The 15,348-nt window shown below is 61.3% G+C and carries 9 protein-coding genes; 5 read left to right on the forward strand and 4 right to left on the reverse strand.

Annotated elements, in window-relative coordinates; translation table 11 throughout:
* Positions 1 to 183 precede the first annotated feature (183 nt).
* Positions 184 to 1,266, forward strand: a complete 1,083-nt coding sequence (locus AC2I9W_RS11045) for a TRAP transporter substrate-binding protein (protein ID WP_486410010.1) — start codon at positions 184 to 186, stop codon at positions 1,264 to 1,266.
* A 78-nt stretch (positions 1,267 to 1,344) separates the two neighbouring features.
* On the opposite strand, the gene AC2I9W_RS11050 is transcribed toward AC2I9W_RS11045, so the two are convergent.
* The 4 genes from AC2I9W_RS11050 to AC2I9W_RS11065 form a co-directional block, all read right to left on the reverse strand.
* Complete coding sequence (locus AC2I9W_RS11050; RefSeq protein WP_486410011.1) at positions 1,345 to 1,920, reverse strand: hypothetical protein; 576 nt, start codon at positions 1,918 to 1,920, stop codon at positions 1,345 to 1,347.
* Positions 1,921 to 2,025: 105 nt separating this feature from the next.
* Positions 2,026 to 3,870, reverse strand: a complete 1,845-nt coding sequence (locus AC2I9W_RS11055) for a TRAP transporter large permease (protein WP_486410012.1) — start codon at positions 3,868 to 3,870, stop codon at positions 2,026 to 2,028.
* Positions 3,871 to 3,889: 19 nt separating this feature from the next.
* Positions 3,890 to 4,510, reverse strand: a complete 621-nt coding sequence (locus tag AC2I9W_RS11060; RefSeq protein ID WP_486410013.1) for a TRAP transporter small permease subunit — start codon at positions 4,508 to 4,510, stop codon at positions 3,890 to 3,892.
* A 470-nt stretch (positions 4,511 to 4,980) separates the two neighbouring features.
* Complete coding sequence (locus tag AC2I9W_RS11065; protein WP_486410014.1) at positions 4,981 to 5,364, reverse strand: nuclear transport factor 2 family protein; 384 nt, start codon at positions 5,362 to 5,364, stop codon at positions 4,981 to 4,983.
* A 286-nt stretch (positions 5,365 to 5,650) separates the two neighbouring features.
* Here AC2I9W_RS11065 and AC2I9W_RS11070 point away from each other — a divergent pair, with 286 nt between their 5' ends.
* The 4 genes from AC2I9W_RS11070 to AC2I9W_RS11085 all read left to right on the forward strand — a co-directional run bounded on the left by AC2I9W_RS11070 (position 5,651) and on the right by AC2I9W_RS11085 (position 15,316).
* Positions 5,651 to 7,348, forward strand: coding sequence for an MdtA/MuxA family multidrug efflux RND transporter periplasmic adaptor subunit (locus AC2I9W_RS11070; protein ID WP_486410015.1), 1,698 nt, complete (start codon positions 5,651 to 5,653; stop codon positions 7,346 to 7,348).
* A 24-nt stretch (positions 7,349 to 7,372) separates the two neighbouring features.
* Complete coding sequence (locus AC2I9W_RS11075; protein ID WP_486410016.1) at positions 7,373 to 10,573, forward strand: MdtB/MuxB family multidrug efflux RND transporter permease subunit; 3,201 nt, start codon at positions 7,373 to 7,375, stop codon at positions 10,571 to 10,573.
* A complete protein-coding gene (locus AC2I9W_RS11080) occupies positions 10,570 to 13,752 on the forward strand; it encodes an efflux RND transporter permease subunit (RefSeq protein WP_486410017.1) in 3,183 nt (1,060 codons plus the stop codon). Before AC2I9W_RS11075 ends, AC2I9W_RS11080 begins: the two co-directional genes overlap by 4 nt.
* A 97-nt stretch (positions 13,753 to 13,849) precedes the next feature.
* Entirely contained in the window at positions 13,850 to 15,316 is a 1,467-nt protein-coding gene (locus tag AC2I9W_RS11085) for an efflux transporter outer membrane subunit (RefSeq protein ID WP_486410018.1), read from the forward strand.
* Positions 15,317 to 15,348 lie beyond the last annotated feature (32 nt).

Raw genomic sequence — 15,348 nt, forward strand, 5'->3', positions numbered from 1 at the left:
TGTTTGCTTTCTGTGGCAATGCCCATTTGATGCAGCTCACTAGGTAGAACTTCTTAAGCGAACGATCACTTTTTAGAGGGAGTGAGCGTGTGGGCTCGTGTACATTTTGTGCCTGTTACATGAGTCAAGCTGGCATAGATCAGTGGTCTGTGTCAGCTTCGTTCTTTCCTTAAGGAGACTAAAGTGGATCGTCGTTCCATTCTGAAAAATGCCGGTATCGCCGGTGTTCTGGCTGCTGGCGCAGCGCCTGCCGTTCACGCCCAGGCCGCCGTGCGCTGGCGCCTGGCTTCCAGCTTTCCCAAGTCGCTGGACACCATCTTCGGCAGCGCCGAGAAGCTGTCGCAAGTGGTCAAGGCCATGTCTGGCGGCAAGTTCGAAATCTCGGTGCACCCCGCTGGCGAGCTGATGCCCGCTTTCGGTGTGGTCGATGCACTGCAGGGCGACACCATCGACATGGCGCAGACGGCGGCCTACTACTTCACGGGCAAGGACCCCATCTTCGCTTTCAGCTGTGCCGTGCCTTTTGGCCTGACCGCGCTGCAGATGAATGGCTGGAAGGATCACGGCAACGGCCGCAAGCTGCTTGACGCCTTCTTTGCCAAGTACAACTTCAAGACCGCTTCTGCCGGTAACACCACGACCCAGATGGGCGGCTGGTACCGCAAGGAAATCAAGACCGTTGAAGACCTCAAGGGTCTGAAGATGCGTCTGGGCGGCGGTGTGTTCGGCGAAGCCATGGCCAAGCTGGGCGTGGTGGCGCAGAACATGCCCGCTGGCGATGTGTACCAGGCGCTGGAAAAGGGCACGCTGGATGCGGTGGAGTTCGTGGGTCCCTACGACGATGAAAAGCTGGGCTTCAACAAGGTTGCGCCTTACTACTACTACCCCGGCTGGTGGGAGGGCTCTGCCGAGCTGGAGTTCTTCATCAACATCAAGAAGTACAACGCTTTGTCGCCCGAGAACAAGGCCATTCTGGATGCCGCAACCCGCGTGGCAGCCATGGACATGACCAGCAAGTACCAGGTGCTCAACCCCATCGCTATCAAGAAGCTGGTGGCCAACAAAACCCAGCTCAAGATGTTCCCCAAGCCTTTGATGGACGCCGGCTTCAAGGCTTCCATGGAAGTGTTTGCCGAGCACGAAGCCAAGTCGCCCGAGTTCAAGAAGATTCACCAGGACATGCGCGCCTTCCAGCGCGACCAGATTCTGTGGAACCGCTTCTCCGAGTACCCGTTCAACCAGTACATGGCAACCGCCAAGATCTGATGGACTTCAAGGTGCAGCGACTTGCTGCACCAGAAGCGCCCGAAGCCGCAAGCACATCTTGCGGCTTTTTTATGCCTGTCAGCTGCAGATGTTGTAGCCGCGCACCTGCTGTCTGGATAGGTCGCATTCGCAGACCACGCATACTTCTTCGGCATCACCATCCTCGCCCCAGAGCGACTGACCGATGTGTTGCGGAGGCGGGATGATGGCAACCAATTCGGCACTCTGCTGTGCGGGCAAATTGGGGTAGTGAGATGAGAAATCGTCCCAGCTTTCGCTGCGTGTCTGAGTCAGCCTCAAGGGCAGAAGCGGCAGCAGTGCGGGGTAGTTTTCGTAAGGCCAGTCCCCATTGGATTGAGAGGGGGAAATGTCCAGCAGCTGCACGGAGCTGGCGCTGTGCTGGTAGTCCAGCTCACAGCCCGGGTATTGAAATCCATAGAGCAAGGGCAGGCTGTGGCGGAGCATGGGCAACTGCGCAGGACTTAGCGTGGCGATGTGTTGCAGTGGCGCAGGACCAAAGCTGCAGCCGCTGAGGTTGTGACATAGAGGGCCGCCATAGACCGAGGTGGCATTGGCTGATACTGGCTCTTGCTCTCCAGCTTCAAAAAAGTAGGTCAGGTTCTGGTGGTGGATGACGATCAGTGTTTCCTGCATGGTGATGTGGCTGTGTGGTGCTTGAAGTGAGCCATGGTAAGCCGCTGCGCCATGAGAAAAGCCCTGATGCAATGCGTCAGGGCTTTGATGGCGGAGTACAGCCGTTTAATGGTTGGCTGGGGTTGCGTTCAGCGAGTCCAGCAACGCCTTGGCTGGATCATCGGAGCCATAACCACCGGCATCCGGTGTGGGCATCTCAGGTGTCGGCTGCTCTGCGCCAGGAGAGATCTCTGGGGCAAAGCCTTCGTCACCACCTGCGGGGGCTTCAAAAGGATTGTCTGCACCGTAGCCATCACCGGCGTCATTGAGCTGCTCCAGCATCTGGTTGCCCACCTGGTTCATGTCGACAACAACGGGCTTGTCCAGCGCGCCGGTCACAATGCCGGGGAAGGCGATCAGCGTGCCCACCATCACCAGCTGAATCAGCACAAAGGGCACGGCACCCTTGTAGATCTGCATGGTGGTGACAGGCTCGACGACCTTGTGCGTGACACGGTCCACGTATTGCTTGTCGGGCGCGACCGAGCGCAGGAAGAACAGCGCAAAGCCGAAGGGCGGGTGCATGAACGAGGTCTGCATGTTCACGGCCAGCAGCACGCCGAACCAGATCAGATCGATCCCCATCTTCTCGGCTACAGGGCCCAGCAGCGGAACCACGATGAACGAGAGTTCAAAGTAGTCCAAGAAGAAGGCCAGGAAGAAGATCATGAGGTTGACCACGATCAGGAAGCCCACCTGACCGCCGGGCAGGCCGGTCAGCAGATGTTCCACCCACTTGGGGCCGTCGGCCGCCTGGAAGACCAGGCTGAAGGTGGTGGCGCCGATCATGATGAACATCACAAAGCTGGCCAGCTTGGTGGTCGATGCCAGCGCCTGCTTGAGCAGCGTCATGTTCAGGCGCTTGCGGGCAAAGCCCATGATGAGCGCTGCCATGGCACCCATGGCGCCGCCTTCGGTAGGCGTTGCAATGCCCAGGAAGATGGTACCCAGCACCAGAAAGATCAGCAGCAGCGGCGGAATGAGCACAAAGGTCACACGCTCGGCCAGTTTGGACAGCAGGCCCAGCTTGAAGACGCGGTTGATGGAGGCCATCACAAAGGCGATGAAGGTGCCGCCGCACATGGCGGTGACGATCTTTTCGTCCGTGGGCACATCCAGCACTTCCTTGCCCTGCCACCAGGTGTGCAGATCGGCCATGTGGCTGGCCAGGAAGATGGCGACGATGGTGGACAGGCCCATGACCACGAACAGCGAGGTGTAGCCGCCGTTGCCATTGGCTTCGCGGTAGATGCGCGCCTCAATGGGCAGGGCAGGCACCATCTTGGGCTTGAAGATGGCCAGCAGCACCACCCACAGCACATACATGCCCATGAGCATGAAGCCGGGGATGAAGGCGCCCTTGTACATATCGCCCACGCTCTTGCCCAGCTGGTCGGCCATCAGAATCAGCACCAGCGATGGCGGAATGATCTGGGCCAGCGTGCCTGACGCCGCAATCACGCCTGCAGACAGGCGGCGGTCATAACCATAGCGCAGCATGATGGGCAGAGAGATCAGGCCCATGGAGATCACCGAAGCAGCGACGACGCCGGTGGTAGCGGCCAGCAGCGCGCCCACAAAGATCACGGCCAGCGCCAGACCACCGCGGATGGGGCCGAAGACCTGACCGACGGTGTCGAGCAAATCCTCGGCCATGCCGGAGCGCTCCAGAATCAGGCCCATCAAGGTGAAGAAGGGAACGGCCAGCAAGGTGTCGTTGGCCATGATGCCGATCAGGCGCTGAGGCAGCCAAGCCATCACGGAAGAAGGAAAGACCCCCAGCTCTACGCCCAGAAAGCCGAAGGCCAGGCCCGCAGCGCCGAGACTGAAAGCAACAGGAAAGCCCAGCAGCAAGAAGCAGATCAGCCCCGCAAACATGATGGGGGCGTAGTTGGTAGCGATGAATTCCATAGATGTCTCCCGCTACTTCTTATGCTTTGGCCTGAGCGGTCAGCGCTTCAGCCTGCTTGCGTTCGGCTTCGGCGCGCAGCGCCTCGGCCAGTTCTTCTTCGGCGCTCTTGTCTGCCAGCTTGCCCATGGGGTCGGGGCCATGGCCGGTCAGAAAGGCGATGCGCTTGATGAGTTCAGACCAGCCTTGCAGCATCAGCAGCGTGATGCCCACCGGGATGGCAGCCCAGACGGGCCAGCGAATCAGGCCACCAGGGTTGCCCGACATTTCGCCGGACTGGTACATCTGAATCACTACCGGCATGCTCAGCCACAAAATGGTCAGGCACAGGGGGGTGAGGAACAGGGCAAAGCCGATGATGTCGATCCAGACCTGCGCTGTTTTAGATAGCCGTGAGTTGATGACGTCAATGCGCACATGCTCGCGGTGCAGCAGGGTGTAGCCGGCGGCAATCAGAAACGACCAGGCGAACAGATACCACTGCACTTCCAGAAAGCCGTTGGAGCTGGTGTCAAAAACCTTGCGAACGATGGCGTTGGCGGCGCTGATGAAGGTGGCGGCAAATATGAGCCAGATGGAATATTTGCCGATGAAGGCATTAAGCCTGTCTATGGCCCTGGACAGGGCGAGTAAAGCCTGCATGGTGTCTCCAAAAAATAGGCTGTCTATGCGTCGCACGGTTGGGGCTGGTAAGCCTTGGGGCGATCTGAGTTCTTAAACCGAGTTTGAGATTCTACGGATGCAGGCAGGGTGTTTTTTACAAAAAAGTACGCAAATGTGGTGATTGAATATCAGCGCTTTTTGCTATTTGATTAGTAGCTGTAAGTGATTGCTGGGCATGGTTTATTTTTGAATTTGAGTGGAAATTGAATGGCTATTTGCGCGCCCCGGTGTAAGTGGGTGCAATCTGTTTTGGCGGGCTTGATCGGATCAACCTAGGGTAAATACGTGGCAGTTTGAGCAAGGTCAAGACGGCAGGCAAGGCTGGAGAAGTGGCTGGGAGGCTTCAGTCTTGCTGCGAGGCGCCGAGACCAACAACATGTTCTGAGGCGGAATAAAAAAGCCCTGCCGGTGAGGGCAGGGCTTTGATGCAAAGTGAGCAGACCGTCAGATTACTGAGGCTGAGCGTGGAAGGCTTTGTTGGCAATCTTCCAGCCTTGCTCGGTCTTGAGCAGTACAAAGTAGTCGGTAAAAGTCACCGCACCGTGGTAGAGCGTGACCTTGGCCATGGCGGCTGTGCCCACGATGTCCAGAGAGTCGATCACGCGGCGGCGGGTAGCTTCGTCAGCGGCGGGCTGGTTCTTGAAGCGCTGGCAGTAGAAGTCCACATCCCATGATGTCAGCGGGCCTTCGCGCACAGACTCCAGGCGGGCGGTGGGCATGAAGGCGGCGCGCATATGGTCGGCGTTGTCTTCGGCGTGGCCGCGCATGTACAGCTCCAGCGGCACGCGCACGGCAGCTTCTTCGGGGTGATTGGTCAGTCGTTCGGTGGTCATACAGCTATCTCCTTGGGGGCGGGTCCTGGCCCGGTCGCTCAGTTCTCCACATGGCTCCACACGGGAGGCGTTAACCGACAAGCATGAAGCACAAACAGGCAGCGATTGCTGCGGTGAAAGTCAGCACTGTTTCAGCCCGGTTGCCGGTTTGCCGGCAAGCCCGGCAGGTAAATCCAAGGTAAAGCCGGAGTAAATGCGGGCAAAGGTCGGCCCGATAGTGCCTGCTTGTAAATGCTAATAGCTACCATTGGCGGCAATCTAGGCTAGATCTTCCTGCGCTCACACCATGCTGCATACCCATTTTTTGACTTCTTCCTCCTTGTTCACCCAGCGTGGTCAGACTCGGCCCGCCGTTCTTGTCAGCGTCGCTTTGGCGCTGGCTGCCGCAGGTGGTGGATATTGGTGGTATCAGCAGAAACAGGGTGCAGCGCAGAACCCGTCAGCGCAGTCTGCTACTCAATCAGGAGCAAGTGCAGGGCGCCCAGGGCGGGGCGGACGCATGGGGCCGGGCGGCCCCGGTGGCATGGGCCAAGCCCAGCCGGTCTCCGTCGGCATCGTGGAGCAGCGCGACATGCGCGTGCTTATCAGCGCCATCGGCACCATGAATGCCAGAGCCACGGCGGTGGTCAGGGCCAAGGTTTCGGGGGAGCTGATCAAGCTGCACTTCAAGGAAGGCGATGAGGTCAAGGCCGGTCAGTTGCTGGCGGAGATTGATCCGCGCAGCTTTGCCGCCTCGCTGGCGCAGGCGCAAGGCTCGCTGGCCCGGGATCAGGCCCAGCTCAAGAATGCCGAGCTGGACTTGAAGCGCTATCAGGATTTGCTGGCGCAGGACTCCATTGCCCGTCAGCAGGTGGAGACGCAGCAGGCGTTGGTGCGCCAGCTCAAAGGCACGGTGGCAGCCGATCAGGGGCAGGTGGATGCCGCCAAGCTACAGCTGAGCTACACCCGGGTCACGGCGCCGATCTCCGGGCGATTGGGTTTGCGCCAAGCGGATCTGGGCAATGTGGTCAACGCATCGGATGCCAACGGGCTGGTAACCATTACGCAGATTCGCCCCATTGATGCCGTGTTCTCCATCCCCGAAGCCCATGTCAGCCAGCTGGCAGAGCAACTGCGCGCAGGAAAGGTGATGCCTGTAGAGCTGTGGGACCGCGAACAAAAGCAGATTCTGGCCAAGGGCCAGCTCAATGCGTTGGACAACACCATCGACACGACGACGGGCACCGTCAAGGCCAAGGCCGCGTTTGACAATGCGGATAGCCGTCTGTTTGCCAACCAGTTCGTCAACGTCAAGCTGCAGATGCGCCAGCTCGATCAGGTGCTGGCGGTGCCCGCCAACGCGGTGCAGAACAACTTTGTCTATCTGGTCAAGCCTGACAACACGGTCACGCAACGCAAGATCACCGTGGGAGTGACGGATGGCGACTATGTCAGCGTGCGTGGCGAGCTGGAGCCCGGCGACAAGGTGGTGACCGATGGCATTGACCGCCTGCGTGAAGGTGCGCAGGTGACGGTGGTGGATTCTGAAAAGGTCAAGAAGGTCGATCAGGCCGTGCAGGATGCCGCCAGCCAGCCGCGCGGCATGATGCGCAACCTCAGCCCTGAGCAGCGGGAGAAGGTGTTCAAGATGACTCCCGAGGAACGCAAGGAATTCTTCCAGAAGCTGCGCGCCGAGCGTGGGGTCAATGGCGGCAAAGAAGGTGGCCCTGGTGCAGCACCGGCTGCGCGAGCGCCTGAAGCGAAAGACTCTCGCCCGGAGGCCAGACCCGAGCCCAAGGTGGATGCAAAGCCTGATGCAGCAGCGCAGTCGCATGGCGAGCGTGCAGAACCACGAGGCGAAAAAGGCGAAGGTCGAGGAGATCGCCCGCAACTGACACCCGAGCAGCGTGAAAAGATGGAGTCCATGTCGCCCGAAGAGCGCCGCGCCTTCTTCCAGAAGCTGCGTGCCGAACGTGAAGCAAGTGGCACCGGCGCAGGCCGCTGAGACGAGTCAGAGCCAGCGTCCATCATGAATCTCTCGCGCCTCTTTATCCTTCGGCCCATTGCCACCAGCTTGCTGATGGTGGCGGTGCTGATCTCGGGCATTCTTGCCTACCGTCTGCTGCCCATCTCGGCTCTGCCTGAGGTGGACTACCCCACGATTCAGGTCACCACGCTGTATCCGGGCGCCAGCCCCGATGTGATGACTTCCAACGTCACCGCTCCGCTGGAGCGCCAGTTTGGCCAGATGCCGGGACTGGACCAGATGTCGTCCACCAGCTCGGGCGGTGCCTCGGTCATCAGCTTGCGCTTTGCGCTGGATATGTCCATGGATGTGGCCGAGCAGCAGGTACAGGCCGCCATCAACGCGGGAACCAATCTGCTGCCCAGCGACCTGCCCATGCCCCCGCTGTACAGCAAGGTCAACCCGGCCGATGCGCCGGTGCTGACGCTGGCCATCAGCTCGCCTTCGCTGCCCGTCATCAAGATCAATGATCTGGTGGAAAACCGCCTCGCGCCCAAGCTCTCGCAGGTCAAGGGTGTGGGTCTGGTGGCCATTGCCGGTGCGCGCCGCCCGGCCGTGCGCATTCAGGCCAATCCCGCAGCGCTGGCCAGCTTTGGCATGACGCTCGATGATGTGCGCTCTGCGATCTCGGCTGCCAACGTCAAGACGGCCAAGGGCAGCTTTGACGGCCCTAACCGGGCATCGACCATCGATGCCAACGACCAGATGCAGTCGGCGGCCGAGTACCGCAACCTCATCATCGCTTTCAAGAATGGCAACCCCGTGCGCCTGTCGGATGTGGCGCAGACCGTGGACGATGCCGAAAACACACGTCTGGCCGCCTGGGCGGGTACGCCTGAGAGCGGCTCCAAGTCGGCCGTGATTCTCAATATTCGCCGTCAGCCCGGCGCGAACGTGATCGACACCGTCGATGCCATCAAGAACCTGCTGCCCCAGCTCAAGGAGACCTTGCCAGCCTCGGTCGATGTGCAGGTGCTGACTGACCGCACAGTCACCATTCGCGCCTCGGTCAAGGACATGCAGTTTGAGCTGGCGCTGGCCATTGCACTGGTGGTGATGGTCATCTTCCTGTTTCTGCGCAGTGCCTCGGCCACGCTGATTCCCAGTGTGGCGGTTCCGCTGTCGCTGATAGGCACTTTCGGCGTCATGTATCTGGCGGGCTTTTCCATCAACAACCTCACGCTGATGGCCCTGACCATTGCCACGGGCTTTGTGGTGGACGATGCCATCGTGATGATCGAGAACATCGCCCGTTATGTGGAAAAAGGCGAGCCGCCCATGCAGGCCGCCCTCAAGGGGGCCAAGCAGATCGGCTTCACCATCATCTCGCTGACCATCTCGTTGGTGGCGGTGCTGATTCCGCTGCTGTTCATGGGCGATGTGGTGGGTCGTCTGTTCCATGAGTTTGCCATCACCATGACCGTGGCGATCCTGATCTCCGCTGTGGTCTCGCTCACGCTCACGCCCATGTTGTGCGCGCGCCTGTTGCGCCACCAGCCCGAGGCCGAGAAGGAAAAGGCAGAGTCCAAAGGTCTGGGTGCCGCCATGGCCCGTTTTTTCGACAAGGTGATTGCCGAATACGGCCGGATGCTGACCTGGGTGCTGGATCACAGCAAGCTGACCTGGCTGGTGTTCATCGCCACGCTGGTGGTGACGGTGCTGCTGTACTTTGTCGTGCCCAAGGGCTTTTTCCCGGAGCAGGACACCGGCACGATTGCCGCAACCACCGAGGCTGATCAGTCCATCTCTTTCGCCGCCATGGCAGAGCGCCAGCAGGCGCTGGCCGAGCATCTGCTCAAAGATCCGGCCGTGGCATCGATTTCCTCGTTCATTGGCGTGGATGGCACCAACACCACGCTGAATACGGGGCGTATTCAGATCGACCTCAAGCCCCACGATCAGCGCGACCGCCTGCCCGTGGTGCTCAATCGGTTGGCCGATGATGCGCAGGCCGTACCCGGCATTCGCCTGTATGCCCAGGCTGTGCAGGACTTGACGATTGAAGACCGTCAGGCCCGCACGCAGTATCAGTTGCTGCTGTCCTCGCCCGACATGGAGCAGCTCACGACCAGCACCAAGCAACTGGTAGAGCGTCTGCAGCAGCTGCCCCAGTTGCAGGATGTGAGCAGCGACTTGCAGAACCAAGGGCGTCAGGCTTATGTGCAGATTGACCGTGCGCAGGCCAGCCGCTTGGGCGTAACTGTGTCTTCGGTGGACTCGGCCCTGTACAACGCATTTGGCCAGCGGCTGATCTCCACCATCTTCACGCAGTCCAACCAGTACCGCGTGGTGCTGGAGGTAGCGCCGCAGTTCAAGGTGGGGCCGGAGGCGCTGCAGAACATCTACGCCGCATCCAGCAATGGTGCGCCGGTTCCGCTGTCTTCAATTGCCACGGTGAGCGAGCGTCCCATGGCGCTGGCCGTCAACCATGTGGGGCAACTGCCTGCGGCAACCATTTCCTTCAATACGGCACAAGGCGTATCGCTGGGCCATGCGGTGGATGCTGCGCAGGGGGTGATCCAGCAACTGCGTGATGAGGGGCAGATTCCTCTGTCGGTGGATTCCGAGTTTCAGGGGGCGGCGCTGGCTTTTCAGGCTTCGCTGTCCAGCACCTTGCTGCTGGTGCTGGCCGCCATCATCACCATGTACATCGTGCTGGGCGTGCTCTACGAGAGCACGATTCACCCGATCACGATTCTCTCCACCCTGCCATCGGCGGGCGTGGGGGCGCTGCTGGCGCTGCTGCTGGCGGGGCTGGATCTGGACATCATCGCCATCATCGGCATCATCTTGCTGATCGGCATCGTCAAGAAGAACGCCATCATGATGATCGACTTCGCGCTGGACGCTCAGCGTGAAGAGGGCATGAATGCACGCGACGCCATTTATCAGGCCTGCCTGCTGCGCTTTCGCCCGATTCTCATGACCACACTGGCCGCCTTGTTCAGTGCCTTGCCCATGATGCTGGGCACCGGCGTGGGCGCAGAGCTGCGCCAGCCGCTGGGCGTGACGCTGGTGGGCGGTCTGCTGGTCAGCCAGCTGCTGACGCTGTTCACCACGCCGGTGATCTATCTCACGTTTGAGAGCTGGGCCGAGAATTGGCGCGTCAAGCGTGGTCTGCCTGCCGTCAAGCATGTGCCGCACTCCGAAGCCGAGGTGCTGGGTGCAGAAGGCCGTGATGACGGTCATGGAGCCGGGCGATGAGCATCTCCACGCCCTTCATCTTCCGCCCCATTGCCACCATGCTGCTGACCATCGGCATGGCGCTGGTGGGCGGCATGGCTTACTTTCTGCTGCCCGTAGCCCCGCTGCCGCAGGTGGACTACCCGACCATCTCCGTCACGGCCAGCCTGCCCGGCGCAGCGCCAGACACCATGGCAGCCACCGTGGCCACGCCGCTGGAGCGGGCGCTGGGCGCGATTGCGGGCGTCAATGAGATGACGTCCAGCTCCAGCATGGGCAGCACGCGCATCACGCTGCAGTTTGACCTGACGCGCACGGTGGACAGCGCGGCCCACGATGTGCAGGCCGCTATCAACGCGGCGCGCACGCTACTGCCTTCGGGCATGCCGGGCAATCCGACCTATCGAAAGGTCAACCCGGCCGATGCCCCCATCATGATTCTGGCGCTGACGTCCGAATCCCTCACACGCGGCCAGATGTATGACGCGGCCAGCACCGTGCTGGCGCAGAAGCTGGCCCAGGTGGAAGGCGTGGGCCAGGCCTCCATCAACGGCGGTGCGTTGCCAGCTGTGCGGGTGGAACTGGACCCGGTGCGGCTGGCGGCCAACGGCGTCTCGCTGGACTCGGTGCGCAATGCCATTAGCGCTACCAATGCCAATCGCCCGCTGGGTGCGGTGGAGCGTGAAGACCATTACTGGCAAGTCGCTACCAACGATCAGGCCCGTACCGCCGCCGAATACGCGCCGCTGGTGCTGCGCTGGAACAATGGCAATGCCGTGCGCCTGTCCGATGTGGCGGAGGTTACCGATTCCGTGCAGGACATACGCAACTACGGCGTGATGAACGGCAAGCCCGCTGTGCTGCTGCAAGTCTTCAAGCAGCCCGACGCGAATATTCTGCAGGCCGTGGACAAGGTGCGGGCCATGCTGCCCCAGCTCAAGGCGTCCATCAATCCGGCCATTGATGTGACGGTGATCTCGGACCGCACGCCCACGCTGCGCGCCTCGGTCAAGGAGGTGCAGAACGCGCTGCTGATCTCGATAGCGCTGGTCATCATGGTGGTGTTCGTCTTTCTGCGCCGCCTGCGCGCCACGCTGATCCCGGCCGTGGCCGTGCCTGCTTCGCTGATGGGCACCTTCGGCATCATGTATTTGTGCGGCTATACGCTGGACAATCTCTCGCTGATGGCGCTGACCGTGGCCGCGGGTTTTGTGGTGGACGATGCCATCGTGGTGCTGGAGAACGTGATGCGCCATATGGAGCGCGGCAAGACCGCCATGCAGGCCGCCATCGAAGGTGCACGCGAGATCGGTTTTACCGTGGTCTCCATGAGCCTGTCGCTGATCGCCGTGTTCGTGCCCATCCTGTTCATGGCCGGCATCGTGGGACGGTTCTTTCGCGAGTTTGCAGTGGTCATGTCGGCGGCGATTCTGGTCTCCATGATCATCTCGCTGACCACCACGCCGATGATGTGTGCAGCCCTGCTGCGCACGCCTGAGGAAGAAGAGCGCCGCCGAGCCGAGCGGGCCAAGCGCCCGTTTGCACGCCGCTGGGATGCGTTCTGGCTGCGTGTCTCGCAGGCCATGGATCGCTTTGAAGACCGCATCACGACGCTGTACCGCCGCACGCTGGCATGGGGGCTGCGTCATCAGCCTGTGGTGCTGCTCAGTCTGGTCGCGGTCATAGGCCTCAACATTCACCTCTACCAGACCATTGACAAGGGATTTATGCCCAGCGAGGACACGGGCCGCGTCATGGGCTTTATCCGCGCCGACCAGTCCACGTCTTTTCAGGCCATGGAGCGGCGCATCAAGCGTTTTCTCGATGTGGTGCAGCAGGACCCAGCGGTGGAATACGTGACCGGCTTTACCGGCGGCGGTCAGGCCAATTCGGCCAATATGTTCATGTCGCTCAAGCCCATGGCAGAGCGCAAGGTCTCCAGCGATGAAGTCATCAACCGCCTGCGCGAAAAGCTCAAGAACGAGCCGGGTGCGCGCCTGTTCATGATGACCCAGAGCGATGTGCGCATTGGAGGGCGGCAAAGCATGTCTTCCTATCAGTACACGCTGCAGGCCGACGACACGGCCGAGCTGCGCCTGTGGGAGCCGCGCATACGCCAAGTGCTGTCCACCCTGCCGGAGCTGACGGATGTGAACAGTGACGTGCAGGACAACGGCACGCAGACCATGCTGGTGATTGACCGCGATCAGGCTGCACGACTGGGCCTGACGGTCTCGCAGATCGACAACACCTTGAACGACGCCTTTGGTCAGCGTCAGGTGGGCGTGATCTACAACCCGCTCAACCAGTACCGCGTGGTGATTACGGCATCGTCCCAGTATCTGCAGAGCCCAGAGACGCTGCGTGGCTTCTTCTTTGTCAACAGTGCGGGCCAGCAGATTCCGCTGACGGCCTTTGCCAAGATCACGACATCGACCACGCCGCTGTCCGTGCAGCACCAGAGCGGAACACCAGCCAGCACCGTGAGCTACAACCTCGCGCCCAATGTCTCGCTGTCGCAGGCCAATGACGCAATCCGCAATGCCATGCTGGAGCTGGGTGTGCCTGTCTCCATTCGCGGCAGCTTCAGCGGCTCGGCCGGTGCCTTCCAGCAGGCGCTGGCGGGCCAGCCGCTGCTGATTCTTGCGGCCATCATCACCATCTATCTGGTGCTGGGTATCCTCTACGAGAATTTGGTGCACCCGCTGACGATTCTGTCCACGCTGCCTTCGGCCGGCGTGGGCGCGCTGCTGGCGCTGATGTGGTTCAAGACCGAGTTCTCGCTGATCGCTTTCATTGGCGTGATCCTGCTGATAGGACTGGTCAAAAAGAACGCCATCATGATGATCGACTTCGCGCTGGAGCGGGAAAAGGGCGGCCATGTCTCGGCGGTCCAGGCCATCTACCGCGCCTGCCACCTGCGACTGCGCCCCATTTTGATGACCACCATGGCGGCTCTGTTTGGCGCGCTGCCGCTGGCGCTGGGCAAGGGCGATGGTGCCGAGCTGCGCCAGCCGCTGGGCATTGCCATTGTGGGCGGCCTGCTGCTGAGCCAGCTGCTCACCCTCTACACCACCCCCGTGGTCTATGTGCTGCTCGACCGCGCCCGCCGCCGCGTGCTGCGCAGCTGGGCGGCGCGGCCTGCGTGGCTGCGTCGCCATCAGGCGGCTGTCCCCCATCCGCTGCCCGCTGCGAAGTGAGAAGAATATGCAAGCATTGTTTTTGAATCAAAAAGGCTTCAAGCCCAATCACGGTAACCGCCAGCAGCTCACTTTTATGAAGCATTCAGCCCGCGCAATGCCACGCCTCTTGCCGGTGGTGGCGGCGGTGCTGCTCACGGCTTGCTCGCTGCAACCGGTCTACAAAGTGCCTGCGCTGGATGTACCGGCCCAGTTCAAGGAAGCCACGCCTGAAGCTGCCAGGCAAGGCATCTGGCAGCCTGCGCAAAGCGGCTCCAGCTCAACGGCTGCCGTACCACCAGAGTGGTGGAAGGTGTATGACGACGCCACCCTCAATCAGTTGCAGGACGAGGCTGCGGCAGGCAATCCCAGCGTGGAGCAGGCCGTGGCACGGCTGCGCTCGGCGCAGGCCGCTGTGTCCACCAGTCGCGCAGCGCAGTTGCCCACGCTCGGCACCACAGGCAGTGGCTCGCGGGCATTGACGGGCGGCGGCACCTACAGCAACACCAATGGCGAGAACGTGGCGCGCAGTGGCAGTATCAACAACAACTTCTCGCTGGGCTTGAATGCCAGCTGGGAGCTGGATCTGTGGGGCAAGCTCTCGGGCGCAGTCGATGGCGGCAAGGCCACGGCACAGGCCACGCAGGATGACCTGGCAGCAGCCCGCCTGTCTGCGCAGGCATCGGTGGCGCAGACCTATTTTTCGCTGCGTGCGGCAGAAGCCCAGATACAGTTTCTGCAAGAGAATCTGAGCAACTATGAGCAAAGCCTCAAGCTCACGCAAAACCGCTACCGGGCTGGTGTGGTGTCATCGGCCGATGTGGCCCAGGCCCAGTCCCAGTACAAAAGTACACAGGCCAGCCTGATTGAGGCGCAGACCACGCGCGCCCAGTACGAGCACGCGCTGGCCGCCTTGCTGGGCAAGGCCCCGGCGGCGTTCAGCCTGCCCGTGACTGGAAAGCTGCCCGCCCCGCCTGCCGTGCCGGAGATGCTGGCCTCGACCTTGCTCGAGCAGCGCCCCGACATCGCAGCCGCAGAGCGCCGCGTGTATGCGGCCAACGCCCAGGTCGGCGTGGCGCGGGCAGCCTTCTTCCCGTCACTCACGCTGTCGGCCAGCGGGGGCTATCGCAACTCGCAACTATCCGAGCTGCTGAGTGCGCCCAATCTGTTCTGGTCGCTGGGCCCGGCGCTGGCCTTGAGCCTGTTTGATGGCGGTGCGCGTAGTGCGGCCGTGGAGTCAGCCAGGGCGGCGCTGGATTTGGCCGGAGCCACCTACAAGCAGACCGTGTTGACGGCGCTGCAGGAGGTGGAAGACAACCTGGTCGCTGCCAGCAATCTGGCGCAGGAGCAGCAGGTGCAAGCCGAGGCGCTGGCGGCTGCACAGAAGTCACTCACCGTGGCCAACAACCAGTACAAGGCCGGGATGGTGGCGTACCTGAATGTGCTGACGGCCCAGAGCAGCGTCATCAGCGCGCAAAACAGCCTGATCAATGTGCAAAGCCGCCGCCTGACGGCAGTGAATACCTTGCTTAAAAACGTGGCAGGGCGCTGGCAGCCGCTGGATGCGACACCCCTCAAAAAGTGAGCGGGCCATGCAGGCTTGCGGTCTGGGTTACA

It is taken from the genome of Comamonas sp. FUJ_7 (assembly GCF_057369555.1).

Excerpts from the sequence above, each read along its gene's own strand:
- AC2I9W_RS11060 (WP_486410013.1), bottom strand. The coding sequence starts at position 4,510 with ATGCAGGCTTTACTCGCCCTGTCCAGGGCCATAGACAGGCTTAATGCC.
- AC2I9W_RS11085 (WP_486410018.1), top strand. The coding sequence starts at position 13,850 with ATGCCACGCCTCTTGCCGGTGGTGGCGGCGGTGCTGCTCACGGCTTGC.
- AC2I9W_RS11080 (WP_486410017.1), top strand. The coding sequence starts at position 10,570 with ATGAGCATCTCCACGCCCTTCATCTTCCGCCCCATTGCCACCATGCTG.
- AC2I9W_RS11070 (WP_486410015.1), top strand. The coding sequence starts at position 5,651 with ATGCTGCATACCCATTTTTTGACTTCTTCCTCCTTGTTCACCCAGCGT.
- AC2I9W_RS11075 (WP_486410016.1), top strand. The coding sequence starts at position 7,373 with ATGAATCTCTCGCGCCTCTTTATCCTTCGGCCCATTGCCACCAGCTTG.
- AC2I9W_RS11055 (WP_486410012.1), bottom strand. The coding sequence starts at position 3,870 with ATGGAATTCATCGCTACCAACTACGCCCCCATCATGTTTGCGGGGCTG.
- AC2I9W_RS11065 (WP_486410014.1), bottom strand. The coding sequence starts at position 5,364 with ATGACCACCGAACGACTGACCAATCACCCCGAAGAAGCTGCCGTGCGC.
- AC2I9W_RS11050 (WP_486410011.1), bottom strand. The coding sequence starts at position 1,920 with ATGCAGGAAACACTGATCGTCATCCACCACCAGAACCTGACCTACTTT.